The organism is Myxococcus sp. MxC21-1, assembly GCF_032612255.1.
GTDB lineage: Bacteria > Myxococcota > Myxococcia > Myxococcales > Myxococcaceae > Myxococcus > Myxococcus virescens.
In genome coordinates this window covers 7,793,526-7,817,526 of sequence record NZ_CP123278.1, presented here as the reverse complement: position 1 = coordinate 7,817,526, position 24,001 = coordinate 7,793,526, and the positions used below count along the sequence as shown (strand labels likewise).

The 24,001-nt window shown below is 70.3% G+C and carries 18 protein-coding genes and 4 pseudogenes; 8 read left to right on the top strand and 14 right to left on the bottom strand.

The features are described 5' to 3' along the window. Positions 1–101 precede the first annotated feature (101 nt). The 3 genes from QEG98_RS34840 (at position 102) to QEG98_RS34830 (ending at position 4,381) form a co-directional block, all read left to right on the top strand. Positions 102–2,291 carry a serine protease gene (locus QEG98_RS34840; RefSeq protein ID WP_316564377.1) on the top strand — a complete coding sequence of 730 codons (2,190 nt, stop codon included), beginning with the start codon at positions 102–104 and terminating at the stop codon, positions 2,289–2,291. Between the two features lie 148 nt (positions 2,292–2,439). Further along, positions 2,440–4,032, top strand: a complete 1,593-nt coding sequence (locus QEG98_RS34835; protein WP_316564376.1) for a hypothetical protein — start codon at positions 2,440–2,442, stop codon at positions 4,030–4,032. A 106-nt stretch (positions 4,033–4,138) separates the two neighbouring features. Further along, positions 4,139–4,381: a DUF1059 domain-containing protein gene (locus QEG98_RS34830; protein WP_316564375.1), complete on the top strand. Its 243-nt coding sequence runs from the start codon at positions 4,139–4,141 to the stop codon at positions 4,379–4,381. A gap of 12 nt (positions 4,382–4,393) precedes the next feature. On the opposite strand, the gene QEG98_RS34825 is transcribed toward QEG98_RS34830, so the two are convergent. Both QEG98_RS34825 and QEG98_RS34820 read right to left on the bottom strand, forming a co-directional pair. Beyond that, positions 4,394–5,119, bottom strand: coding sequence for a double-CXXCG motif protein (locus QEG98_RS34825; RefSeq protein WP_316564374.1), 726 nt, complete (start codon positions 5,117–5,119; stop codon positions 4,394–4,396). 6 nt (positions 5,120–5,125) lie between these two features. Continuing rightward, on the bottom strand, positions 5,126–5,797 hold the full coding sequence (locus tag QEG98_RS34820) for a TIGR02269 family lipoprotein (RefSeq protein WP_316564373.1): 672 nt from the start codon (positions 5,795–5,797) through the stop codon (positions 5,126–5,128). Between the two features lie 3 nt (positions 5,798–5,800). Between QEG98_RS34820 and QEG98_RS34815 the strand changes: the two are divergent. Next, a pseudogene (locus QEG98_RS34815) lies at positions 5,801–7,107 on the top strand (tetratricopeptide repeat protein). Positions 7,108–7,114: 7 nt separating this feature from the next. On the opposite strand, the gene QEG98_RS34810 reads toward QEG98_RS34815, so the two are convergent. Continuing rightward, positions 7,115–7,729: a DUF4230 domain-containing protein gene (locus QEG98_RS34810; RefSeq protein WP_316564372.1), complete on the bottom strand. Its 615-nt coding sequence runs from the start codon at positions 7,727–7,729 to the stop codon at positions 7,115–7,117. A gap of 41 nt (positions 7,730–7,770) precedes the next feature. Next, on the bottom strand, positions 7,771–8,328 hold the full coding sequence (locus tag QEG98_RS34805; protein WP_316564371.1) for an XRE family transcriptional regulator: 558 nt from the start codon (positions 8,326–8,328) through the stop codon (positions 7,771–7,773). An 85-nt stretch (positions 8,329–8,413) separates the two neighbouring features. On the opposite strand from QEG98_RS34805, the gene QEG98_RS34800 reads away from it, so the two are divergent. Further along, entirely contained in the window at positions 8,414–9,142 is a 729-nt protein-coding gene (locus QEG98_RS34800; RefSeq protein ID WP_316564370.1) for an SDR family oxidoreductase, read from the top strand. Continuing rightward, positions 9,139–10,163: pseudogene (locus tag QEG98_RS34795) on the top strand (S-adenosylmethionine:tRNA ribosyltransferase-isomerase). The gene QEG98_RS34800 and the pseudogene QEG98_RS34795 overlap by 4 nt, the downstream one beginning before the upstream one ends. 20 nt (positions 10,164–10,183) lie before the next feature. Here QEG98_RS34795 and QEG98_RS34785 read toward each other — a convergent pair. The 6 genes from QEG98_RS34785 to QEG98_RS34760 all read right to left on the bottom strand — a co-directional run bounded on the left by QEG98_RS34785 (position 10,184) and on the right by QEG98_RS34760 (position 16,336). Next, the gene (locus tag QEG98_RS34785) at positions 10,184–11,404 is read right to left on the bottom strand and encodes a zinc-dependent alcohol dehydrogenase (protein WP_316564367.1); all 1,221 of its coding nucleotides are present in this window, start codon (positions 11,402–11,404) and stop codon (positions 10,184–10,186) included. Between the two features lie 147 nt (positions 11,405–11,551). Beyond that, the gene (locus QEG98_RS34780; protein WP_316564366.1) at positions 11,552–13,069 is read right to left on the bottom strand and encodes a Ppx/GppA phosphatase family protein; all 1,518 of its coding nucleotides are present in this window, start codon (positions 13,067–13,069) and stop codon (positions 11,552–11,554) included. 106 nt (positions 13,070–13,175) lie between these two features. Then, on the bottom strand, positions 13,176–14,072 hold the full coding sequence (locus QEG98_RS34775) for a type VI immunity family protein (RefSeq protein WP_316564365.1): 897 nt from the start codon (positions 14,070–14,072) through the stop codon (positions 13,176–13,178). Beyond that, positions 14,069–14,869, bottom strand: coding sequence for a hypothetical protein (locus QEG98_RS34770; RefSeq protein WP_316564364.1), 801 nt, complete (start codon positions 14,867–14,869; stop codon positions 14,069–14,071). Before QEG98_RS34770 ends, QEG98_RS34775 begins: the two co-directional genes overlap by 4 nt. 49 nt (positions 14,870–14,918) lie before the next feature. Beyond that, positions 14,919–16,052 (bottom strand): phospholipase D-like domain-containing protein, encoded by a 1,134-nt coding sequence (locus QEG98_RS34765; RefSeq protein WP_316564363.1) that lies wholly within the window; start codon positions 16,050–16,052, stop codon positions 14,919–14,921. Positions 16,053–16,132: 80 nt separating this feature from the next. Further along, positions 16,133–16,336 (bottom strand): hypothetical protein, encoded by a 204-nt coding sequence (locus QEG98_RS34760; protein ID WP_225909537.1) that lies wholly within the window; start codon positions 16,334–16,336, stop codon positions 16,133–16,135. Positions 16,337–16,513: 177 nt separating this feature from the next. Here QEG98_RS34760 and QEG98_RS34755 point away from each other — a divergent pair, with 177 nt between their 5' ends. Further along, positions 16,514–17,527 carry a serine/threonine-protein kinase gene (locus tag QEG98_RS34755; RefSeq protein WP_020478036.1) on the top strand — a complete coding sequence of 338 codons (1,014 nt, stop codon included), beginning with the start codon at positions 16,514–16,516 and terminating at the stop codon, positions 17,525–17,527. 14 nt (positions 17,528–17,541) lie between these two features. Here the strand turns inward: QEG98_RS34755 and queF are convergent, their stop codons facing one another. Next, positions 17,542–17,910: a preQ(1) synthase gene (gene queF / locus QEG98_RS34750; protein ID WP_090488789.1), complete on the bottom strand. Its 369-nt coding sequence runs from the start codon at positions 17,908–17,910 to the stop codon at positions 17,542–17,544. Between the two features lie 161 nt (positions 17,911–18,071). Between queF and QEG98_RS34745 the strand changes: the two are divergent. Beyond that, positions 18,072–19,969, top strand: a pseudogene (locus tag QEG98_RS34745) (ATP-binding protein). Here the strand turns inward: QEG98_RS34745 and QEG98_RS34740 are convergent. From QEG98_RS34740 to QEG98_RS34730, 3 genes and pseudogenes are all read right to left on the bottom strand, one after another. Next, complete coding sequence (locus tag QEG98_RS34740; RefSeq protein WP_316564362.1) at positions 19,953–20,702, bottom strand: carbohydrate deacetylase; 750 nt, start codon at positions 20,700–20,702, stop codon at positions 19,953–19,955. The pseudogene QEG98_RS34745 and the gene QEG98_RS34740 sit on opposite strands and share 17 nt — an antisense overlap. Then, entirely contained in the window at positions 20,585–21,748 is a 1,164-nt protein-coding gene (locus QEG98_RS34735; protein WP_316564361.1) for an alpha/beta hydrolase family esterase, read from the bottom strand. The genes QEG98_RS34740 and QEG98_RS34735 overlap by 118 nt, the downstream gene beginning before the upstream one ends. Before the next feature lie 47 nt (positions 21,749–21,795). Next, positions 21,796–23,897 (bottom strand): annotated as a pseudogene (locus QEG98_RS34730) (protein kinase domain-containing protein). Between the last annotated feature and the right edge of the window lie 104 nt (positions 23,898–24,001).

Below are 24,001 nucleotides of genomic sequence, written 5' to 3'. Positions count from 1 at the left end.
GTGTGGCTCGTCGCTTGCTCCAGGACCGCGGGCCCGCCGGTGCCCGCGGTCCTGATTCGGGCGTCCACCCCCGGTGGTTGCCACCCCCCACGAGGTGCTGCGTGAGATTCAATCTGAGAGGCCTGTTGCTGGCCGGAATGATGCTGGCCGGCGGCGGTGCCATGGCGGAAGAGAGCGCGGTCTGCGAGGGCCGCACGTCACAACCTCCCTTGCAGCGGGATGCCCAGGGGCGCGTGAAGGTGGGCGAGGACGTCGTCGCCACCTTCAAGTCACGTCAGCCCAAGGCGCGGCCGGAGGGCGTTCGCGCCAAGGCCGAGCTGGCCTGGACGGACCGCGTCAGCAGCCCGGGTGCCACGTACATCGCGCCGCACTTCAGCCAGTTCGCGCTCGCGTCGGGGGACTACGTCATCGTCCGCGCGCCGGACGGCTCGCGTGAGTACCGCTACGAGGGCTTCGGCAAGGGCGAGGGCAACGCGCCAGTGAGGGGCGGCTTCTGGAGTGGTCACATCTCCGGTGACGTCGCCATCGTCGAGCTGTGGAGCACGGGCGGCCACGCGAAGTCCGGCTACACCATCGACCGGTTCGCTCGCGGCTTCGCCAACCTGGCGGCGCTGGGCGAGGACCTGGACAACAAGGCCCTCTGCGGTCCGGACGACTCGCGCAACGCGCGTTGCTACCAGACATCGGACCCGCGTCAGTACAAGCACTCGCGCGCGGTGGCCCGTCTGCTCATCAACGGCAGCGGGGCCTGCACGGGCTGGCTCGTGGGCAATCAGGGCCACGTGATGACCAACGAGCACTGCATCGCCAACACCTCGGACGCGCTCAACACCGACTTCGAGTTCATGGCCGAGGGCGGCGCCTGTACCTCCGCTTGCAACAGCTGGTTCGGCTGTCCGGGCACGGTGGTGGCCACGAGTTCCACGCTCATCGCCGTGGACGCGCCCCGGGACTACGCCCTGGTGCGGCTGCCCACCAACCCCACGGCCACCTACGGCTACCTCCAGCTGCGCAACACCACCGCGTTCGTGGATGAGCGCATCTACATTCCCCAGCACCCCGCCGCCTGGGGCAAGCACATCGCCCGCAACTCCACGCACGCGTCGGACGCCTCGGGCTTCGCGGAAATCTTCGCCCTCAACCGGCCCGCGTGCTCGCCGGGGGGCCCGCTGGACATCGGCTACTACGCGGACACCCAGGGCGGCTCGTCCGGCTCTCCCGTCATCGCCAACTCCGACCACCGCGTCGTCGCGCTGCACCACTGCGCCAACTGCCCCAACCGTGGCGTGCCCATCACCTCCATCATCTCCCACCTGGGCTCGCTGTTGCCTCAGTGCGCGCTGCGCAGCGCCACCTGCCCGGACCCGTATGACGTCTGGATGCGCGACACCTGGTCCGACACCGGCCTGGAGCCGGACCCCGCCACCGCAGGCCAGGACATGTGGGCCAGCCCGTACATCTGGATTCGCCGCAACCCGGACGGCGTCGCCAACCCGCACGTCCACCAGAACCCCGAGCTGGGCGCGACGAACTACGCCTACGTGAAGCTGCACGGCGGGCCCCGTCCGGGCGCCTCGGGGCGCCTCAAGCTGTACTACGCCAACGCCTCCACCGGCCTGGCCTGGCCCACGGACTGGACGCAGTTCGGTGACGTCGCCGTCAACGGCTTCACGCCCGACACGCACATCGTCCAGGCGCCGTGGAGCAGCCTGCCCGGCGAGGGCCACTACTGCCTGGTGGCGCGCTGGGAGTCCGCATCCGACCCCATGTCGTTCACCGAGACGACGAACGTCGACGCCAACGTCCGTCAGAACAACAACATCATCTGGCGCAACGTGAACATCGTGGACCTGGAGTCCGGAAGCGAGGAGGTCCACTTCATCGTGCGCAACGTGCACGAGGGAATCCGGGCGCTGCGGCTGGCCGTGCGGGTGCCGGAAATGGACCGGCAGCGGCCCTTCCCGGGGAATGGCGGACGTGTCGTCGTGCGTCTGCCGGACGAGCTGTTCAGGCGCTGGGTGGAGGCGGGCGGCAAGGCCGAGGGCATGAAGATGCTGCGCGAGGGCGAGTTCGAGGTCGTGTCTCCGGAAGGGGGCGTGTTCCACGAGCTGCCGCTGGGCTTCCGCGAGGAGCACCAGTTGCGGATGTTCTTCGAGCGCTCGGTGGACGCCACGCCGGAGCCCTACCACCTGGAGGTCGTGCAGTTCGACCAGGACAAGCCTGAGCGTGAGAGCCTGGGCGGCATCGGCTACGACATCTACACCCACGGCGAGCCGAAGCCGAAGGAGTAGCCGTCGCTTCGCCTGACGCGGCTTCGCTCGCGTGCCGTCCTGGCGCGGGCGGAGCCGTGACGTGTTTGCATCCGTCCGTCGCCGTGCTTTGTCTGGTCTCCGGCGCGGCGCTTCCCGCCGCGTCCTTTCCCGGAGGCAGTGCGTGCGGGTGGATGACCTTTGCCTGGTGCTGGTGTCCTCGCTGTTGCGGGAGGACCGTGCCCGGTGGCCTCAGCGGCTCGAGGCGCTGGAAGAGGAGCTGGGTGCGGCTTGGGCGCTGCGGCGGCTCGAGGTGCCGAGGGCGTACTCCCTGGGGGTGCGGCTCCTGGATGGGCGTGAGCTTCCGCTCGCCACCTGGCTCGACTCGTTCGATGCGGGTGGGGTGCGCTCCGTTCGCGTGGTGGACCTCGGCGCGTCCTCGTCCGAGGCGCTTCCCGCGCACATCGCCGCCGCGTTCGCCAACTCGGGAGGCGTGGTGCTGGAGGTGACCTCGAGTGGGGCGTCCTCGCTCTTCCTCCTGCGAATGCACTCCAGCCGCCCGCACCTGCTCACCGCGCGGCAACTCGTGGACTTCGCCCGTGCGCAGTCGCACGCGGACCGTGTCTTCGAGGCCTGGGCGGCGTCCATCTCCGAGAACAACCAGCTCAACGACCGGCCCGCGGTGCCGGCCTCGGAGGTGCCGGACTACCTGGCCTCGCAGGACGGGTTCGTGCACTACGACTTGCGCGGCGGTGACCTGGTGGAGGAACTCCAGGCCACCCTTCGCCGTCACGGCGCGGACGTGACGATTCCAGACGCGCTCCGGGCCTGCTTCTACACCAGCGACCCGGACGCACTGTTTCGCGAGATGCTGTCTCCCGAGCAGCAGGCGGAGTTCGTCCCGTCGGAGGAGCAGCTCCTCCTCACCGACACCACCACGCCCCAGCAGTTCGCGGACCTGGTGGCCGCGCAGCCCTTCGCCGTGGATGCCTGGACGCGCATCGCCCGGGACCAGAACTCGTTCCTGGCGGAGGGGGAGCCGCCCGTGACGCCGGAGGGTTTCGAGGCCCGGCTCCGGACGATGGCGCCGGATGGGCTCCAGTCGATGCTGACCGGCAACCTGATGATGGCGTTGCAGCAGGCGGCCCGGGCCCATGGCGCGGAGTTGGTCATCCCCGAGCCTTTGCGCGGATGCGTCCGGCCTGTGTTCTCTCAGGAAGAAGACCCGGGGCGGATTCCGGGCAAGGAGTTGCTGCGCCTGCAGTCCAATCCCGACGTGTACCAGATGTACCTGTTCCACGAACTGGCGGCCGGGCCCGCGCCCGTGTCCGAGGGGCCGTCCTGGGACGAGGCGCGGCGTGGCTTCACGAAGGCACTGCGGGAGGCAGTTGCCTTCTCGGCCGCGCAGGGCTCGAACTTCGCGGATGCGTTCAAGCTGGCGCTCTTCGCGCTCGAAGGACAGGCGCCGCGCTACGACGAACTGTCACCGGAGCGGGTGCCGGATTACCTGGAGGCGGTGAAGGCCGCGGGCTTCGACGGGCGGCCGGTGCAGGTCTTCGAGGACAGGCTGGGCTCGTTGGGACTGTTCCAGTCGCTGGGGATGTCCGAGGCGAAGCTGCGTGGACTGCTCGCCTACCTGCTGTCCGATGTATTTGGCGGCATGGGCTCGTGGAACGACCAGTACTTCGAGACGCCCGAGGCGCAGCAGCAATACGATGCGGTGTCAGCGCGGCTGTTCGGCGAGCGGAGTGCGTTCTTCGTGGCCACGCTCAACACGCGCTGAGGCGGAAGGTGTGATGGTGGGCACGGCAGCCGGGCCCTGGCTGCCTGTCCCTCCCTTGTGGCGCTGGATGGTGGTGTCCACCTCTGAGGGAGGAGGAGACACCACCATGTCACGCAAGACGATGGACTGCCGGAAGGCGCCCAGTGACACCCACTGCACGCTGACGATTTCGGGCGAGGAAGACGAGGTATTCCAGGCGGCCATCGCGCACGCGGTCTCCGCGCACGGCCACGAGGACTCCGGTGAGCTGCGCGAGATGATTCGCGGCATGCTCGAGGACGAGGCGCCCGAGACCAGCATGGGCCGGCCCATGTCGATGCAGGAGCCGCAGCAGCCGAGCAGGCACTGAAGGACGCGCCTGTCAGCGCGTGGGCAGCTCGCGGAACGAGACTCCGTCCAGTTCCAGGCGGCGCACCGTTTCCATGAACCGCTCGGTGCAGACAATCATCGTGGCGAAGTTGCCCACCCGGAACAGGTCCACGTCCACTGGGAGCGAGGCCGCGTCGAGGATGGGCTCGTCGGGTCGACGGAACCCGAGGCGCCCGCAGGTGGCGCACCGAGGGGGCAGGTCAGGAGGCATGCAGTCCGCGTGCAATTGGCCACGTGGGTCGAGCTGAAGCTCCAGGAGCTCGGGGGCGTCCTTCTGCCGGAACCGCAGCGCTGTTCGCGCGCCGAGCAGCCCGCGGATGCCTTCCTCCCGAAGTCGCTCCAGTTCTTCGTGGCGAATCAGCAGCAGACTGCTGCCCAGCCATGCGAAGGAACCGAACCGCCCGGAGGCGGTTCCCACCAACGGGCCGAACGTCGTCCCCGGAGGAAGCAGGGCACCTGGCGGTGCCAGGGGCCGTACCAGCTCCCGGAGCCGTGAGAACTCGGTGAATGGCTCAGGCCTGGCTTTCAAGAAGGCGCTCTGCTCGGGCAGGACGGACAAATCAACGGCGGGATACTGGTGTCCTGAACTGGCCCAGGTTTCACCGCAGCCCGGGCATCCCGCAAGGCCGGGCAGCCCCCACTTGTGCGCGGCGTTGAGGCTGCAGTTGGTGTGGGCTTGCACCGTCGAGTCTTCGCGCAGCCAGAAGAAACGCGTCATTCGTCCTCATGCTCCAGGGCGAGAATAGTAGGGCTGGATGGGACCGCCCATGAGCTCAAAGCGGTGAATCAGCTCTCCTGCGTGTCTGAAAATCTCGGTGGGGGTCGCACCCTCGTTCGCGTCTTTGAACTCACGCCAGGCCCTGTTCCACTCGCCTCCGCGTTCGCCGCCCCGGTGAATCCGCTGATGGACGTGGCGTGGAATGGGCATCGTGTAGTCGTGGATTTTCACTCCCTGCCGTTCGAACCAGCGGGCGAGGTCCTCTGCCTGCGGGAAGATGTGGTGTTTCTCCCAGCGCCCAGGCGTGAGTCGAGGTGGCGCTGAGAAGAAGCGCTCAGGGGCGCCCTTCCAGTTGGGGAACACCATGACGGCGCCCCGAGGCAGGTGCTGTCCTCCGCCCCAGTGCCTCCGGGGGCCTCTGCCGGGAGCCGCGACCGCCGCGGGCGGGCGAGCCGGTGGGAAGCGCGCGAGCTCCACCGCGCCGTCCAGATCCTGACACCGGTAGAAGCCACAGGCGTCTCCCATGCACAAGAGCGAGACGCACTGGTCCTCATCTGGCGTGGCGCACGCCTCCTCGGCGCCGTTCCATGCTTGTTGAGTGGGCGCCTGTGGAGCCGACGCGCAGCCTGCCCACGGTGCCGTGAGCAGCAGTAGCCAGAGTGACAGGAGTGCTCGCATGGTTTGGGGAACCTATCGTCCAGCGCCGAGATGGTCGTTAGAGTCCCGCCAGTGAGTGCCCCCCTGGACCTGGAGCGCGTCCGCCGCAAGGTGGAGGCGGGTGAGATTCTGAGCGACGCGGAGCTGGCCCTGCTCCGTGCCGAGGCGCAGCGTGGCACCGGCTCCGCCTTGCGCCTGGCCCTGGCGCACGCTCTCATCAACGCGGGCGCTGAACGTGAGGCGTTGCCCCTGCTGGAGGCCCTGCGGCGGGACTTCCCACGCGACCTGCCTGTGCGGCTGGGACTCGCGCGGGCCCTGCTCGGACTGGAGCGCCACGGCGACGCGGAGCGGCTGCTGACCGAGGTCCTGGCCCAATCGCCAGGAGACCCGGAGGTGCTCAAGGTGCTCGCGGTGCTGGGCCTGCGGCGCGGTGAAGCGGACAAGGCGCGTGCCTATGTCGCGGATGCGCTGGCTCGCGACCCCTTCGACGCCGAGGCGCGGCTGCTGAAGGAGGAGCTGGAGTCTGTGGACCTGCCGCCTCCGTCCGTTCCCCAGGAGCAGGTGCTGCGCCCGGAGTTCACCGCCGCGCTCACCGCAGCGCTGGGCCGCGCCCGGGTGGCGTTCCGACGGCAGGGGAAGGACCTGCTCGTGAAGCTCGCCACGGGCGGTGTCGGACGCGTGGACGTGGGCTCGCTGTACGCGGCCTACCAGGAGACCCCGGGCACGCAGGGGCTCACTGCCTACGCGGATGCGCTGGCGGCGCGGCTCGGCGGGTTGTCCTCCGGCCTGAGCGCGGAGGTCGCGGCGTTGGAAGCGCGGCTGCGTCCGGTGCTGCGCCCAGCGGACTTCGCGGCGCGCGCCGTGGGCGCCTTGCACCGGCCCGGTCCCGCGGGTCTGGAAGTCTTCTACGTGCTGGAGGACGCGGAGTTCGTGCGCTACCTGCCCGAAGCCGCACTGGCCCCCGCGGGACTCTCGCCGGAGTCGGCGGACGCGGCGGCTTGGCGCAACCTCGCCTCGCGTCTGGCTCCGGTGCGGCCCGTGCTCGTCGACCAGGGGGAAGTCCGGTTGGCGGAGGCCTTCTCCGGACTCTGGGCCGTCGCGGAGGGGACGGCCACGACGCCGCGCGGCTGCTCCTGCCTCCGCAGCGCAAGGCGCTGGCACTGCTCGCCGGAGAGGGCCCCCTGCGCGTGGCCCTCGGACGGCGGGAGTTGGTGCTCGTCTGCCGCGAGTCGGATGCCGCCGCGTGCGAGGCGCTGGCGCGACTCGTGCCCTCGCCAGATGGAATCCCGGGCACCTTCCGCCTGACGGAAGAGGGACTGTCCGCGGTGTGAGGTGGTTTCAGCCCGCCGTGCCCGCGGGCAACTGGTCCACGAACAGCACCTCGCGGTAGCCCAGCGTGAGCAGCAGCGCCCGCAGTGAACGCTCCGCTGACTCCCGCGCCCGCCGCTGGAGTTTCCCGTTCGAGCGGACCTCCTGCTCGAAGGCGAGGCGGGCCTTCTCCAGCAACTGCGCCGTCTGCTCGCTGTCCAGGTTGGAGTCGATGATCTCCGTTTCCCCGGGACGCAGCTCCACCTTCACCTCCATGGGTGGCAGCACCACGTAGACGCGCGTGCCCGTCACCTGGAGATGAGAGCGGTCGAAGCGCTGGAAGTCGAAGCCCAGGTGCGCGTTCGCGAAGACGATGGCGCGGCCATGCGGATTCTGGAGCGCGTAACGCGCCCAGTTCAGCACGTCCTTCCAGAGCGCATCCGTGGCCTGGGGCTCCGGCGTGAAGGTCACCTTCTTGTAGAGCGCGACCTCCAGCGTCTCCAGCCGGGCCACGTCCCGCATCTGCTGCACGACGGACGGCGTGTCCGGCAGCGACGGCGAGGCGGGCTTCATCAACAGCCAGGCCCCCAGCGCGCCGAGCGCGGCGCCCAGGACGACGGTGAGGACTCGCGAGAGGTGCGCCATGGGCCCCAGTGTACCTCCCCGGGCAGGCGCTTCCGGCGAACTCATAGCGAAGGCGCCAGCAGGACGACCGAGTAACCCACGGCCGTCCGTGCTCCAGGATTCTCGTACGAGTGCTTCTGGTCCCCCCGGAAGACGACCACGTCCCCGGGCTGGAGGTGGAAGCGCTCCCCACTGGCGACGAGCACCAGCTCCCCCGACTCACACGCCAGGTACTCCCGGGTGCCGGGGGTGTGCGGAACGCCGGTGATGCGCACCTGCGGCGGCAGCTCCACGCGGTCGAACTCCATGCCAGGCAGCGGGTCCGGCAGCAGCTTGCGCAGCATGCCGCCACCGCGCGTCCGGACGGGCAGGGTGGCGCGCGGGTAGTGCCGGGCACTGGCGCGGGGCTTCGCAATCAGCTCCTCCAGCGACACCTGGAGCGCGGCGGCCACGCGGTGCAGCACGGACAGTGTCGGGTTGGCCGCGCCGGACTCCAGATGGGCCCAGGTGGCGCGCGGCACGCCCGCCAGCCGGGACAGCTGCGCCTGTGTGGCGCCTCGCGTCTCGCGCAGGGAACGGATGTTGCGGGCCAGTCTGCCGGGCAGGTCATCGTCGTTCATGGATTGGCAATCTGCCAAGTCCTTGGCCCACATGCCAACGCAATGGCGAGCGGCGTGTATCTCCCGTTGCAAGGAGAACGCACGAATGAATCGCATCGACAAGAGCATCCTGATTACGGGCGCGAGTCGGGGACTGGGGCTGGCGCTGATGAATGGCTTGGCTCGCCGAGGCGCGCGGGTGGTGGGCGTGGCGCGTCATGCCGCGGAGATGGAGGCCGTCGCGGAGGCGCTGCGCTGGGAGGGGCTGGAGGCGCACGCGCTGGCCTATGACGTGGGGGACAAGGAGGCCATCTACCCGATGGTGGGGGCGGCCACCGCGCTGGTGGGCCCGCTGGACGTGCTGGTCCACAACGCGAGCACGCTGGGGCCCACACCGCTGCCGCTGCTGCTGGACACCGCCTGCGAGGACCTGCAGCGCGTGCTGGAGGTCAACGTGGTGGGCCCCTTCCGCCTCACCAAGGCGGTGGCCGGGAACATGGCGGTGCGAGGCAAGGGGCTGGTCATGCACATCACCTCGGATGCGGCGGTGTCCGCCTATCCCCGCTGGGGCGCATACGGCGTGTCCAAGGCCGCGCTGGAACACCTGGGGCGCGTCTGGGCCGCGGAGTTGGAGGGCACGGGCGTGCGCTTCGTCTCGGTGGACCCCGGGGAGATGGACACGCGGATGTACCGCGACGCGGTGCCGGATGGGGACTACTCGCAGTTGAGCCGCCCGGAGGCGGTGGCGGCCCGGCTCGTGGAGTGGGTGGCGTGGCGGTCGGAGTCGCTGCCCTCGGGCGCCCGCCTGGAGGCGGCGAAGCTGGAGGCCGCATGAAGCCCGCGCGCTGGCCCGTGGACCGCCCCGAGGAGGGGCGCCTGCTGCATGTGGAGCCGCGCGCCCGCCGCTATCGCGACACCCGCGTGGCGGACCTTCCGTCGCTGCTGCGCGCCGGGGACCTGCTGGTGGTGAACGACGCCGCCACGCTGCCCGCGTCCCTGGTGGGGCGAACGGAGTCCGGAGAGCGAATCGAGCTGCGCCTGTTGTCACGCGAGCCGGACGGCACCTGGACAGGGGTGCTCTTCGGCGCGGGGGACTGGCGACGGCGCACGGAGGACCGGCCACCGCCGCCGGTGCTGGCCGTGGGCGCGAGGCTCGTGGTGGGAGGCCTGAAGGCGCGGGTGGTGGCGGTGCTGCCACCGTCTCCCCGGTTGTTGCGCGTGGCCTTCGACGACACGGGGGCGGCGCTCTGGTCCGGGCTCTACCGGAGCGGGCGTCCGGTGCAGTACGCGTACATGGAGGCGCCGCTGTCGCTGTGGCATGTGCAGACGGCGTATGGCGCGCGGCCCTGGTCCGTGGAGGCGCCCTCCGCGGGGCTGCCCCTCTCCTGGAGCGTGCTGCTGACGCTGCGCAAGCAGGGCGTGCGGCTGGCCTCGCTCACTCACGCGGCGGGGCTGTCGTCCACGGGAGACGCGGCGCTGGACACGGCGTTGCCTCGGCCCGAGCGTTCCGACATTCCCGCCGCCACGGTGGAGGCCGTCCTGCACACGCGGGCCTTCGGGGGCGGGTGGTGGCGGTGGGCACCACCGTGGTGCGGGCCCTGGAGGGCCGCGCGGCGCGGCACGGCGGCTGGCTGGTGGCGGGGGAGGAGGTGACGGACCTGCTATTGGGGCCCGGCTTCGTCCCGCGACTGGTGCACGGGCTGCTCACCGGCGTGCACGAGCCGGGGAGCAGCCACCATGCATTGCTTCAGGCCTTCGCGCCGCTTCCGCTGCTCCAGGAGGTGGCCGCGCACGCGGAGGCGCGCGGCTACCTGGGGCACGAGTTCGGAGACTCGTGCCTGCTGCTGGACGCGTGAGCGGCGTGGGCCTCGGAGTTCTACTGGAGCTGCGTGGGCTCCAGCTCCACCTTCACCCAGCCGGGCTTGCGCACGTCGAAGTTGCGGTACGCGTCAATCGCGCCGCTCATGGGTTCCACGTGGGACAGGATGGCCGTGGGGTCCACCACGCCGGTACGCACCAGCTCCAGCAGCTTGGGGATGTACTTGCGGTGGTTGCAGTTGCCCATCTTCATCGTGAGGTTCTTGTTCATCGCCATGCCGATGGGGAACGTGCGCACCTGCGCCGGGTAGACGCCGATGATGGACAGGGTGCCGGCCTTGGCCAGTCCCTCCACGGCCCACATCAGGGCCTGCGCGGGCGCGTCACCGGGCACCCAGTTGTCACCCTTGGGATTCGTCTTCGGGGCGGCTTCCTTCACCTCGCGCTTGAACTCGGCCTTCTCCTGGTGGGCCTTCTTCGCCGCGGGGCCGTGGTGCGGATGCATGGCGTCCACGCCCACCGCGTCGATGGCGCGGTCCACGCCAATGCCGTTGGTGAGGCGCTTGAGCGTCTCGAGCGGGTCTTCCTCCTCGAAGTTGATGACCTCGGCGCCCTGGGCCCGCGCCAGGTCCAGCCGGTCCTCGTGGCAGTCGATGGCGAAGACGCGTCCGGCGCCCAGCAGCTTCGCGCTGACGATGGCGAAGAGGCCCACGGGGCCGCAGCCGAACACCGCCACGGTGTCACCGGGTTTGATTTCCGCCAGCTCCGCGCCCATGTAGCCGGTGGGGAAGATGTCGGAGATGAGGATGGCCTGCTCGTCGCTGACCCCCTCGGGAATGCGCACCAGGCCCACGTTCGCGAAGGGCACCCGCACCTTCTCCGCCTGCATGCCGTGGAAGGGCCCCGTCTCCTGGGGACCGCCGAAGAAGGCCGTGCCCGCGCTGGGGCCGTTGGGGTTGGCGTCGTTGCACTGCGCGTGGTACCCGGCGCGGCAGTACGAGCAGTTGCCACAGGCGATGGTGGACGGGATGACCACCCGGTCGCCGATGTTGAGGTTGCGGACGTCATCGCCCAGCGCTTCGATGATGCCCACGCCTTCGTGGCCCAGGATGGTGCCCGGCTTCATGCCCGGCATGGTGCCGCGAATCATGTGGAGGTCCGTGCCGCAGATGGCGCTCGCCGTCAGGCGGACGATGGCATCCGTCGGCTTTTCGATTCGCGGCTCCTCCACGTCGTCGAGCCGGATGTCCCCAATCCCATGGAAAACGACAGCCTTCATTGCGCGCGCTCCTGCCCCCTCGGGGCCCCAAGACGAAAAGGGCCTGCGCGGACGCAGACCCGCGTGACTTGGAGCCTGGGCATCGCCCCGAATGAGGGCAAAGCGAGCGCCGCCCCCTCTTCTGCCCGGCGGCCGGGGGAGCGGGGGCTAGCGGCCGCTGGAGGCGTGGTGGACGTGGAAGGTGAGCCGCTTGCCGAAGACGCGGCGGAAGTTCACGACCTCGCGGTCCGCGTTCCACAGCTCCAGGTCCACGGGGTGCCGGGTGTGCAGGTGCAGCGCCACGCCATCGCGGCCGTTGGTGGCCTTGAAGTCCTTGATGGGCTGGTGGTGGCTGACGTCCAGGGCGTTGGCCACGCGCAGCAAGGTGGCCAGCTTGCGCACCGTCCGCGCCTCGGCTGGGTTGAGGCCCGCCATGCCGGCGTGGGTCAGCTCCGGCGGGCTGCGCCGGTGGTAGCGGGCGACGCGGGCTACGAGCTCGCGCTCGCGGTCAGCGAGGCCTGGCAGGTCGGCGTGGCGGATGAGGTAGTACGTGTGCTTGTGGTGCCGCTCGTAGCTGACGGCGTGGCCCACGTCGTGGAGGAGGGCGGCGACCTCCAGGTGGGAGCGGACTGACAGCGGCAACTGGTGCAGGGCGGCCAGGTTGTCGAACAGGGTGAGTGCCAGCCGGGCGACCTGTCGGGCGTGCTTCTCGTCGAAGTAGAAGCGCTTGCCCAGGGCGAGGGCGGCGTCCGCGAGGCTGTGGTCCTGGCGGTGCTCATCCTGCCGGTAGAGCAGGTCCACGAGGATGCCGTCGCGCAGGCCGCGGTTGACGACGCTGACGGACTCGACGCCCAGGTGCCTGGCCACGCCCTCCAGGATGACAGCGCCGGAGACGATGATGTCCGCGCGTCGCGGGTCGAAGCGCTTGCGGCGGCGCTCGGGAGGCATCTGCGCCAGGGTGTCCACCGTCTGCGTGAGCTGCCGGACGGTGGCGTTGCCGCTGTTCTCCGCGGCGGCGAAGGACACCACGGCGTTGATGGTGCCGGACGAGCCGAGCGCCACGCGGGGGACGTTGGGCACCGTGGGGGGCAGCGTCTTTTGCAGCACGTCCGAGACGAAGCTGCGCATGAGGCGCAGCTGCCGGGGCGGCACGGTGCGCGAGGCGTCGAAGACCTCGGTGAGGCGCACGGAGCCCAGCGCGAGGCTCCAGAGGTTGTCGGGCTTCTCGCCCATGGCGGTGGCGATTTCGGTGCTGCCGCCGCCGATGTCGATGAGGAGCGAGCGCGTGTGGGACGGCTTGCGGTGGAGCACGCCCAGGCAGATGAGGCGGGCCTCTTCTTTGCCGCTGACGACCTCCAGGTTGAGGCTGGCCTCCTCGCGCACGCGGCGGACGATGTCGGCGCTGTTCTTGGCCTCACGCATGGCGCTGGTGGCCACGGCGCGCACCTGGGCCTTGTGGCGGCGGCAGAGGGCGGCGTAGCGGCGCAGGGTGGCCAGCAGGCGCTCGGCCGTCTCCTCCGGCATGGAACCGGTGGCGAAGACGCCCTCTCCCGGGCGGATGGCGTCGCGTTCCTGGTGCAGGGTTTCGAGCGCGCCGTCGGCGTCTGGCCGCGCCAGCTCCAGACGGACGGCGTTGGTGCCCACGTCAATGGCGGCGAGTACGGGCGGAGTGGGGCGAGAAGGCATGGGTGGTTCTCGCCGGAGTCTACGGGGCTCCGGTGGTAATCGCAGCGGGAACCGCACCGGCAGGTTGGCCCCTCGCTTCAGCGCGTGACAGCCCTGTATCAGTTGCTCAGTCGAGGAAGCGGCGTTCCCAGCGGCGCGCTGCCTCGGGTGTGAGTCCCAGGATGGACTTGCCCTCTCCCCACAGTGTCCATGGTTCCAGGATACGAGCCAGCTCCCGATAGCCGGACAGTGACTCGCCGTGCTCGCTATCGCCTGTCGTGGGCCCGTCGCCCAGGGTGACAACGGCGCTTGTCGCCTCCATCGTCTGCACGGTGGTGCTGGGCGCGTTGATACGCGAGTGGAGTTGGGCGGCCCCTCCGAGTTGGCTCAGCACGGGGGCTCCCAAGAATGTCAGCCAGGAGGGGGCTCGAACGCGCGTGCCAATGTGAAGGGACGTCATGCCGAGCCTGAGGACATCCAGTCCCGGATAGCGAAGGCAGTCGCGACGCACTTGCCGGATGTTGGCCGCTACGTCGAGGGCGCCGTTGAAGGCCAGGCCCGCGTTGCCCGAGGAAAAGGGGAGGGGGGCGGCAAGCGCCATCAGCAGCTCCCGGGTCTGCCGTGGACCGTGCCGTTCCAGATACTCGGTTGGAAGCCAGAACGACACGGCGCTGACTTCACCGAGACCGCTCACGGAGGGGACGTCGACGCGCTCACGTCCCAGATAGTCAAAGCGGAAGGACGCCTCCGGGGATGCGTCGGAAAGATGGACGTTGGCCCATGGCTCCTCCTGCATCCCACGATGAACTTCCGCCCAGCCCTGCGAGTCCAGGGGGCGCCATTCTCCATCTTCGCCCTCGTATGAGGACAGGACACGTGGGCCCACGGTTCGCTGGTAGACCTCCAGGGATTGCAGCACCGCGGTTGCCACCGCGGAATGGGTATAGGGGAGGTAGAAGCTCGCACTGAGTCCTGTGGACACGCCCGGCGTATGAAGTCGAAGGCTTGGCGGGTGCGCGTTCATGGCAGGGTTCCCAGGCGAGGTGTGACTTGGAGGGGGGCTTGCTTCGGCTTCAGTGCCCGTTGGTACATGGCATCCTGTTGCTGCCCCTCGTGGGGATGTCCTTTGGGGTATCGAGGCCAGTTCGAGGGGCGGTTGGGCGTCACACAGGGGAACTTGAAGTCGTAGATGGCCAGGACCTGCATCTCCGACCCGGTATGGATGCCGACGTCCGGGACAAGCGTTCCCTTCAATTCACGGCCCCGCCCATGTCTCAGCAGTGCGCGCACGTCCGCTTCCCGCATGGGTTCCCAGCTGCCTGAATCGGGGTTGTAGCGATAGCGTGGTTCGAGGCGAAAGCCTCCCGGTCGGATCTCACTCAGCCATTTGTGCGCGCACGGGAGCGCGACCTTGTGCATCTCGGTGCCGAGCTGCATCGCGAGTGTGATGGGGCGCCCCTGCGTGTCCACCGTGACCTCCGAGCGGCATTCGTCCGGAGTCGGGTTCCTCCCGTTGAACATCGCGATAAGCACGGTCGAACGCGCGTCGTCGGCGCAGGCTTCCAGGGCCTCTTCAATGGCATCCCGCTCCTCCGCCTTCAGCAGTCGCAGCGCCGCGTCGCCCGCGGTGCCAATGGAGGCCGCCACCCGCAGGGCCCGGGTGCCAGGGAGGACGGCCTCCTCGCCCGCCATTCGCGCGCACACCGCCGGATTCTGCCGGCACGCGCTGGTCGCTGAGTCGAAGCCGTAGCGCTCCGGCCGCGCCGCGCAACCGGCGACCAGGCCACTGACCACCAGCGCCATCCACGGACGTCGCGGCATGTCCCCTCCCGTGCAGGGCCATGGGGGCCGCGCACACACGGGGGACACGCTACCGCTTCCGCCGCCGGCCCATGAAGCTGGCGAAGCGCTCCGCGAGGCGGGCGACGGCCAGCCCCACGATGTCCAGCAGCCACTGCTGGAGCCCGGAGCGCGCGCAGTCCTCCAGGTACACCCGCCGCGAGCCGCGCAGGTGCTTGTCGAACCACCGCTGCGCCTGCGCCGCCACGCCGGGCTCCTCCACCTCCACCAGCGTCTCCAGGTTCACCAGCGACAGCGGGTCCAGATTGAAGCTGCCCACCAGCAGCTTCCTTCCATCCACCAGCGCCGCCTTCGCGTGCAGCGTGGAGTCGGTCCACTCGTGGATGCTCACCCCGGCGCGCAGGAAGTCGCGGTACAGCCGCATGGTCGCCGCGCGCGCGAACACCACGTCGCTGCGCCCGGCCAGCATCAGCCGCACCGCCACGCCTCGCCGCGAGGCGCGCTTGAGCGCCCGCATGAAGCCCTTGTCCGGCAGGAAGTACGCGTGCGCCAGCACCACCTCGTGCTCCGCGCCGTCAATCGCCTGGAGGTACCGCTTGCGCAGCCGGTGCCCACCCGCGAAGCCGGACAGGAACAGCCGCACCGCGCCCGACTCCAGCGCGGAGGCCCCCGCGTGCAGCGTGGCCCCCAACTGGCGGCAGATGTCACCTCGCAGCTCCAGCGCCAGGTCGGCCCAGCCGGGCTGGCCCCCATTCGCCGCGTACGCGTCCCCGATGTTGATGCCTCCCAGGAACGCCACCGAGTCATCGACGAGGAGAATCTTCCGGTGGTTGCGCCAGGAGCGGCCGGTGCACAGCGAGGTGAGCGGGTTGTACACGCGCACCTTCGCCCCCGCGGCCTCCAGCGTCTGCGTGAGGTGCCGGCTGGCGCCAATGCTGCCCCAGCCGTCCACCACCACCTTCACCGCGACGCCCCGGTGCGCCGCGGCCACCAGCGCTTCGAGGAACCTCGCGCCAATGCCATCCCGCTCGAAGGTGTAGACCTCCAGGTGCATCCGCACCTGCGCGGAGGCAATGGCCTCCAGCATCCGCGGGTACGCCTCCGTCCCGCCGTCGAGCAGGGTGAAGCGCTCCTCACGGACCTCGTTGAGGGGAAGGCGGACGCCAGGAGCGGTCAACGGCGGCGGTGAGGCTTCGGCGCGCATGAGCGCCTTCCACCCTACCGTTCCCAGCGTCTCGACGGGACAGCCTCACCGTGACATGGGGGCCGTCCCGCCGCGAGCACTCAGCGCCCGTCGTGCTTCCGCGCGCCCTTGCCCTTGCCCTTGTGCTTGCACTCGGTGCCGTCCCAGTACTGGCTCGGGTGGCAGTGCTTGCTGCTCCGCTTGGACTTCTTCGACTTGGGCGGACGCGAGTCGTAGTGGTGATGGTGGAAGCAGCCACTGAAGGTGAAGAGCGCGAGAACGGGGAGGAGGAGACGGGCTTTCATCGTGCGGGGCCAGGACATGAATGCTCGGACCCGGCTCGGCGGCGCGCGGCCACATTCCCCCCATCGACGCTGTGCGATTGCTTCGATAGCCTGCGCGCCGTGCCCCCTGCTGCGAAGCCCGTTCGTCATCGGAAGATTGGTGCCTACCGCGTACTCGGAGAGCTGGGACGTGGTGGCATGGCCCTGGTGTACCGAGGCCTGCACGAGATGCTGCAGCGCGAAGTCGCCATCAAGGAGCTGCTCCCGGATGGCCAGCGCGACAGGGAGACGTTGTCGCGTTTCCGGCGCGAGGCGCTCGCGCTCGCGGCCTTCCGTCACCAGAACATCGTGACGCTCTACGACATGGTGGAGAAGGGTGAGAGCCTCTTCATGGTGATGGAGCTGGTGGACGGGCCCACCCTCCACACGCTCATCAAGGAAGGCCCGCTGCCAGCGGACGTCACCGGCGTCATCGCCGCGCGCATCGCCAGCGCGCTGGACCACGCGCACTTCCGCCACATCATCCACCGCGACCTCAAGCCCGCCAACGTCATGCTCACCAAATCCGGCGAGGTGAAGCTGATGGACTTCGGCATCGCCAAGGACGTGGGCATGGAGGCGCTCACCCAGCAGGGCATGGCGGTGGGAACGCCTTCGTACATGTCCCCGGAGCAGGTGACGGGCGTGCCGGTGGATGGCCGCACCGACATCTTCTCGCTCGGCGTGCTGCTCTACGAAGCCCTCTCCGGCGCGCGCCCCTTCCACGGCAAGACGGCGGGCGAGGTCTTCGCGAAGATTCGCGACGGCAAGTACACGCCGCTCTCCAAGGTGGCGCCCAACGTCCCCGCGCCGCTGGTGCGCATCATCCAGCGCGCCATGGAGGTGAAGCCGGAGGACCGCTTCCCGGACGCCGCCGCCATGCGCCGTGAACTGGACGTCTTCCTCGCGCAGGAGGTGCAGGTGTCCCACGCGGCGCTGCTGGTGGCCTTCCTGCGCCACCGTCAGAAGCTGACGGAGACGGAGGCCCAGCAGCTCATGCGGCCGCACGAGCTGGACGCCGCGGTGGAGGTGTTCGACACGGGGCGCTCCCGCCAGGGCGGGAAGCTGCGGTGGGCCCTGGCCGCCGCCATCGCGTTGATGACGGCGGCGGGCACCGGGCTCTACTTCACCCAGGCCCAGTGGGCGCCGCTGGTGGAGCAGCTCACCCGCTGAGGCCGGCGGGTGGCTCAGGCCTGCTGCTTGGACTTGTCGTGCGTGACGGTGACGATGGTGCCGATGCCGCCGCGCACGAAGAAGTCGCCCACCACGGTGAGCTTGCGCGGCTGGATGGCCTTGATGATGTCGTCCGCGATGGTGTTGGTGACCTTCTCGTGGAAGGCCCCCTCATTGCGGTACGCCCACATGTAGAGCTTGAGGCTCTTCAGCTCGATGCAGCTCTGGTCCGGCACGTAGCTGATCTTGAAACGTGCGAAGTCCGGCTGACCGGTGAGCGGGCAGAGACAGGTGAACTCCGGGACGTCGAACACGATTTCGTAGTCGCGATCGGCGGCGGGGTTGGGGAAGGTCTGAAGTTCCTTGGACGGCTGCGAGGGCATGGCGCTGTCGTCTACCACACCAACGCCGCGTGTCATCCCTCCCTTCGATGTCCGCCTGCCAACGCGCCTGGCGCCCAGCAGGGGGGAATCCTGGGGAGGGCCCGGTTGCCGCGTGGGCAGGGGCCCATAATCAAGGGAGCCTCTTCCCCCTGCCCGAGCACATGCCGCTTCCCTCCGACGTCGAAGATGCATTCTCGTGCCTGCCGCTGGCGCTGGTTCGCGTCGGTCCGGACCTGCGCGTGCAGTGGTGCGAGGAAGGATTCGCCCACAAGACGGGCGTGGCGCTGCACGCCGGTGGCGACCTGCGGGACGCCCTGGAGCGCACCCGGAGTCTGGACGCCCTGGAGCGCGCCATCCGGGACGGTGCGTCCCACACCGGCCACGTCATCACCCGTGCGCTGCGTCAGGTCCGGGTGCAGGTGAAGCCCGCCTCGGCGGGCGAGGCAGCGGGCGTCTGGTTGGTGGTGGAGCCCTCGGGCGTGGACGACGAGGGGGCCTTCTCCCAGGCGGTGCAGGAGATTGCCCGTTCGGTGGGGGAGACGCTGGAGGTGGACAGCGTCTGCGCCGCCGCCGTGGTGGCCCTGGTCCGCTGCGCGCACGTGCGCCGCGCCGAGGTCTTTCTCTGCGAAGAGGAGGGCGGGAGCCTGCGCCGGGTGGCGGTGTCGGACCGGCCGGCTCGGAGTCCCCCGAGGCGACCTTCGACTCTCAGTCGGACCCGTTCCGGCAGGCGCTGGCGCTGCGTCAGGCGCAGCTGGGCATCCAGCGGGGCTACGGGGATTCCATGGGCTCCATCTTCGCCGCGGTGCCGCTGTGCGCGCCGCGCCGGACGGTGGGCCTGCTGCTGCTCTACAAGGAACAGGGCACGTCCTTCTCCGTGCGGGAGCTGGACTTGTGGAGCGCCGCGGCGAACCAGCTGGCGGTGGCGGTGGAGAACGCGCGCCTGCTGCGCGAGGCCAAGGCCGCGCTTCAGGTGCGCGAGGAGTTCATCTCCATCGCCAGCCACGAGCTGAAGACGCCGCTCACGCCGCTGAAGCTGGGCCTCTTCACCATGGAGCGGCGCCTGTCGTCGGGCCAGCCGGTGGACCTGGCCACGGTGCTCAAGTCCAAGCGGCAGGTGGACCGGCTGGTGGGGCTGGTGGATGACCTGCTGGACGCGTCGCGCCTGGACGCGGGCAGGCTGGCGCTGGATCTGGCGCCGCTGGAGGTGGGGCAACTGGTGGCGGAGGTGGTGGACCACTTCCGCGCGGCCTTCGAGCGGCCCTTCGCCGTGGAGGTGCCCCGCGAGCGTGTCTGGGTGCGCGGGGACCGGGACAGGCTGGAGCAGGTGCTGGTGAACCTGTTGGAGAACGCGCACAAGTACAGCGCGCCGGAAGAGCCCATCGCCGTGACGGTGGAGCGCTCCCAGGGCGAGGCGCGCATCCACGTCCAGGACCACGGCATCGGCATCCCGGGCGCGGACCAGTCGCAGGTGTTCCAGCGCTTCTATCGAGCGCGCAACGTGTCGCACCGCCACTTCGGCGGACTGGGGCTGGGCCTCTTCATCAGCCACTCCATCGCCCGGCTTCACGGCGGCGCGCTGTCGATGCGCAGCGCGGAAGGGAAGGGCAGCACCTTCTCGCTGAGCCTGCCTCGCATGGCGCCGCACGACGTGAGGCGGCTGCCCCACCGGCTGTTGCTGCTGGACGAGGACCAGACCCAGGAGGCCGCGGCGGAGCAGGTGCTGCTCTCCGAGGGCTTCGAGGTGCTGACGGCGCGCGACGGGGCCGAGGCGCTGCGGCGAGCCACGCACCTGCCGGTGGACCTCATCGTCCTGTCCACCAGCGCCACGCAGGGACAGACGAGCGTCTTCCTGGAGACCTTCGCCACGCTGCCTCGCGCGCGGCCGGTGCCCATCCTGCTGGCTGGAGACGAGCGCCCCTGGTGGGCGCATGAGGGCACGTCGTTGTGTACGCGCCCCTACCGGCCCGAGGACCTCGTGACTCGGGTGCGCAACGCGCTCTCCGTGGAGCGGCGGTCCACGGCCGAGGCGCCGCTGGACCTGCTCAGCTCCCGGACGTGAGCACGCGGAAGTCCACCGGGACGATTCCCGCCTGGGCCAGGAGCTCGCGCGCCTGGGGGTGGAGGAAGGTCTCCAGCTCGACCTCCCGCTGGGCCGCGTAGCCACTCTTCAGCGTTTCGGGCCGGTAGCCCGGGTGGCACATCAGCTCGATGACGCCGTCCTGGGGCAGGGCGGCGAGCTCCGACGCGAAGCGCTCCAGCGTCCAGTATGCCTCCGCGCCCGCGTCACCCACGAAGTGCGCGTTGGTGGCGACGCCCTGGGCCCGCAGCGTGCGCCGCATCTCCGCGTCGATGGAGCGCACTGGGATGCCCACGCTCCGCGCCGCCCGGGCCAGGCCCTCCAGGACCCCCGCGTGCAGGTGCAGGTGCTTGTGCACGTCCACATGCGTGGCCGGCTGGCCCAGCAGGCCCGCGAGCCGTGCGAGCTGGGCGAAGGTCTCCGCCTCCACCACGTCCGCCGGCAGGCTGCCCGCGCGCGCCTCCACGAAGCCGCCGTCCTCGCCGAGCAGCTCGCGCGGGAAGCCGCTCCACACGGGCGCGCCCCGGGCGAGGTTGAGGTGCAGGCCGATGGAGAGTCCCCGGGCCTCGCGCGCGGCGGCCTCGGAGAAGGGCGTGTTCACCATGAAGGTGGCCGACGAGACGACGCCCTCGCGCATGGAGCGGAGGATGCCGCGCGTGACGGCCGGGTCGTAGCCCAGGTCGTCGGCGTTGATGATGAGGGCGCGTGACGGCATGGCGGGGTTCTCCTCGCGGTGGGCTCAGGGCCGGGGGCGTGTCTGGAAGAACTTCCACGCTTCCCGCGTGGCGTCCAGGTGGGGTGTGCCGCCGTGGTTGAAGCCCGTGAAGCCGGGCCGGTGTGCTGGCCGCCCTGCACCGTGCACAGGGACGCGGTGGCGGACTCCGGGCTGCACCCGGTGGCGGCGGTGCAGGTGCTGTCGCCCTGCTGGTATGTCTCCACGGTGGGGCCCATACAGCCGTTGCGCTCGGCCCAGCGGCGCACGGACTCCTCGGCGGACGGGTAGGTGCCGCCGAAGGGGCTCAGGTTGCTGCCACCCTGGTAGCGGATGACCGGGTCGGCGGTGCCGTGCATGTGCAGCACCGGCACGGGGCGCGACGGGTTGCAGGGCGTGGCGCCCTCCATGCCCGCCACGGGGGCGATGGCGGCGAAGCGGCTCGCGCGCTGGCAGGCCAGTTGGTACGAGAAGAAGCCACCGTTGGAGAAGCCCGTGGCGAAGGTCCGGCGCGTGTCCACGCACACGCGCGTGTCCAGGTCCGCCAGCAACGTGTCCACGAAGCCCACGTCATCGACCTTGGCCGTCCAGGCGGGGCCGCAGCACGCGCCCGCGTTCCACCCCCGGTAGGTGCCGTCAGTCCCCTGGTGATTGATTTCGGAGGCGCCGAGGCCCCGGGGATACACGGCGAGGAAGCCCTCCGTGTCGGCCAGCGTGGACAGGCGCATCAGCCCCTCCATCTCCACCTCGTTGGAGCCGAGGCCATGGAAGGCCACCACGGCGGCGGTGGGCCGGGTAGCGTCGTAGCCCGGGGGGACGTGGACGCGGTAGTGGCGGGTGCGCCCGTCGTGCTCCACCGTCCAGTCGTAGGTTCCGGGCCCTACCGTGAGGCCGGTACAGGCCGTGCGCTCCGGCACCGTGGGCTCCTCACCCGTGGGAGGGACGATGCCGGCATCCTCCGTGGGCCGGCGGGAAGTGTCCGAGGACGAGCACGCCGTGGCACCAGCGAGCAGGACTCCGAGGGCGAGGCGAGTTCTGCGAAAGCGCATGGCCTCGAAGTTAATGGGCCGGAGCCGTGACGCACGAAGTGTCGGCGTCATTTCACCGCGACGCACTCCGCGGCCAGGGCCTCCGCGCGCGTCGGGAAGCGCTCGGACAAGGCGCGCTTCGCCTCGGTGACCCCCGCCGTGTTGCCGGTGTGGGCGTGGAGCTGGCAACGGGAGGCCAGCGCTCGTGGGTCCTCGGGAGAGAGCCGGTCCGCTTCGACGTAGGCACGCTCGGCGCCCGCGGTGTCGCCTTGCCGGAAGAGCACGGCCCCCAGGTAGTAGTGCGCCACGGCGAGCTTGGGCGCCCTCCGAATCGCGCGCTTGAGAAGGGTGGCGGCCTCGTCCACGCGCTGCTGTCGGAAGCGCACGAAGCCCAGCTCGGCGAGGCTCGCGGCGTCATCGTGGGAGCGCGTCCACGCGGAGAGCACGCTGGCGGCCTCATCCAGCCGGCCACTCTGCGAGAGCAGCAGGCCGTAGCGGGGCGTCACCTCCGAGGAGCCGGGCTTCCGGGCGTGGACCGTGGCCAGCGCGGCCAGCGCGCCCGGGATGTCCCCCTGACGCTCGCGCAGCTCGGCCAGCGCCAGCGGTGGGCGGAGGTCCTTGGGGGCCAGCGCGGTGGCCTCCTCGAGGGCGCGCTCGGCCCGCTTGCCCAGTCGCAACTCCGTGGCGGCGCGCGCGGCGATGAGGTGCGCCTCGATGTCCTTGGGAAAGCGCGCGACGAAGCCATCCGCCAGGGCCAGGGCCTGCGCGTGCGCGCCGGCTTCCAGCAGCAGCGCGCCCGCCCGGCTCAGCTCCTCCGCGCTTGCCCGGTCATCCGACGCCAGTCCCTCCAGGGCAGCCGCCTTCGCATCCGCCGTGGAGGCGGACTCCGCCCGGGCCAGGCGCTCGGCGGGGGCGCTGCGGGACGCATAAGGAACCACGTCGCGCCCGCGCCCGCAGCACCCAGCGCGAGCACGCCCGCGATGAGCGGGACCATGCGCGAGCGTCGCCTGCTCGGGGCGTGTTCATCCGGGGCGGTGGAGGCGGCCGTGCCCGTGGGGGCCTTCCGCGTGGCGCCCGCCACCGTCGCCGCGTCGGGATTCGTGGTCCGGGAGACCTGGGGCCACGCGGTGGGCGCGTCGACGACGCCCAGGATGGGCCGGGTGTGGGGCGCCGGTGTGCTTCCGTGGGACGGGTCCGCGAGCCGCGCGCGCCGCAGGGCCAGTCGCTTGGGGTCGCGGTCCGGAGGGAAGAGCGAATCCACGTAGGCGGCCAGCTGCTCGGGCGTGGCCATCTCCGCTGCGCCACCAATCGCTTCGATGGCGGCGATGAAGTCTTCCAGGCTGTCGAAGCGCGCGGCCGGTTCTCGGGCCAGCGCGGTGAGGCACACCAGCTCCAGCGCGGTGGGCACGGACGGGTCGAAGGCGGTGGGCGGCTTGGGACGTCCCTCCGCGATGCGGCCCAGCACTTCGTCGGCGGACAGTCCGGTGAAGGGTCGGCGGCCACAGAGCTGTTCGTAGAGCATGACGCCCGCGGCGAACAGGTCGGCGCGGTGGTCCACCGGCTTGCCGGCAATCATCTCCGGGGACATGTAGAAGAACTTGCCCTTGAGGGTGCCGGGCTCCGTGCCCGAGCCCAGCGCGTCCGCCTTGGCGATGCCGAAGTCGATGACCTTCACCGCGCCATTCACACCCACGTGGATGTTGTCGGGCGTGAAGTCGCGGTGGACGATGCGCAGCGGCCGGCCCGCTTCATCCACGGCGCGGTGCGCCGCGTCCAGGCCCCGGCAAGCCTCCACCAGCACGCGCAGGGTGATGCCCAGCGGCACGCGGTGTCCGTGCTCGGCGGCCTCCTGACGCAGCTCGGCGAACGAACGTCCCTCCAGCAACTCCATGGCGATGAAGGGCTCGGTGCCCTCCATGCCCAGCTCGATGATGGTGACGACGTTGGGGTGTCTCACCTGCGCGGTGATGCGGGCCTCGTTGAGGAACATCTGCACCACGCGCCGGTCCGAGGCGAGGTGCGGCATCAACCGCTTCACCGCGACCGAGGGCCCACGGCTGCCGTCGTCCTCGATGCGGCGGCCCAGGTACACCTCCGCCATGCCGCCTGTCGCGATTCGCGCGGACAGTCGGTAGCGACCCACCTGATAGGGGTTCTGCTCCGGCTCCAAAGTGCGCGCAGTCTACGTGTAGGCGCCCGTCCGCGCACAGTGTTGTGGCCATTACGGCGGGTGGGGGTCCTCTACCTCCCCGCTCGCGCCAGGGAGCGGGAATG

Coding starts and splice junctions, on each gene's coding strand:
- QEG98_RS34830 (WP_316564375.1), top strand. CDS start 4,139: ATGTCACGCAAGACGATGGACTGCCGGAAGGCGCCCAGTGACACCCAC.
- QEG98_RS34825 (WP_316564374.1), bottom strand. CDS start 5,119: ATGACGCGTTTCTTCTGGCTGCGCGAAGACTCGACGGTGCAAGCCCAC.
- QEG98_RS34820 (WP_316564373.1), bottom strand. CDS start 5,797: ATGCGAGCACTCCTGTCACTCTGGCTACTGCTGCTCACGGCACCGTGG.
- QEG98_RS34810 (WP_316564372.1), bottom strand. CDS start 7,729: ATGGCGCACCTCTCGCGAGTCCTCACCGTCGTCCTGGGCGCCGCGCTC.
- QEG98_RS34805 (WP_316564371.1), bottom strand. CDS start 8,328: ATGAACGACGATGACCTGCCCGGCAGACTGGCCCGCAACATCCGTTCC.
- QEG98_RS34800 (WP_316564370.1), top strand. CDS start 8,414: ATGAATCGCATCGACAAGAGCATCCTGATTACGGGCGCGAGTCGGGGA.
- QEG98_RS34785 (WP_316564367.1), bottom strand. CDS start 11,404: ATGAAGGCTGTCGTTTTCCATGGGATTGGGGACATCCGGCTCGACGAC.
- QEG98_RS34780 (WP_316564366.1), bottom strand. CDS start 13,069: ATGCCTTCTCGCCCCACTCCGCCCGTACTCGCCGCCATTGACGTGGGC.
- QEG98_RS34775 (WP_316564365.1), bottom strand. CDS start 14,072: ATGAACGCGCACCCGCCAAGCCTTCGACTTCATACGCCGGGCGTGTCC.
- QEG98_RS34770 (WP_316564364.1), bottom strand. CDS start 14,869: ATGCCGCGACGTCCGTGGATGGCGCTGGTGGTCAGTGGCCTGGTCGCC.
- QEG98_RS34765 (WP_316564363.1), bottom strand. CDS start 16,052: ATGCGCGCCGAAGCCTCACCGCCGCCGTTGACCGCTCCTGGCGTCCGC.
- QEG98_RS34760 (WP_225909537.1), bottom strand. CDS start 16,336: ATGAAAGCCCGTCTCCTCCTCCCCGTTCTCGCGCTCTTCACCTTCAGT.
- QEG98_RS34755 (WP_020478036.1), top strand. CDS start 16,514: ATGGCCCTGGTGTACCGAGGCCTGCACGAGATGCTGCAGCGCGAAGTC.
- queF (WP_090488789.1), bottom strand. CDS start 17,910: ATGCCCTCGCAGCCGTCCAAGGAACTTCAGACCTTCCCCAACCCCGCC.
- QEG98_RS34740 (WP_316564362.1), bottom strand. CDS start 20,702: ATGCCGTCACGCGCCCTCATCATCAACGCCGACGACCTGGGCTACGAC.
- QEG98_RS34735 (WP_316564361.1), bottom strand. CDS start 21,748: ATGCGCTTTCGCAGAACTCGCCTCGCCCTCGGAGTCCTGCTCGCTGGT.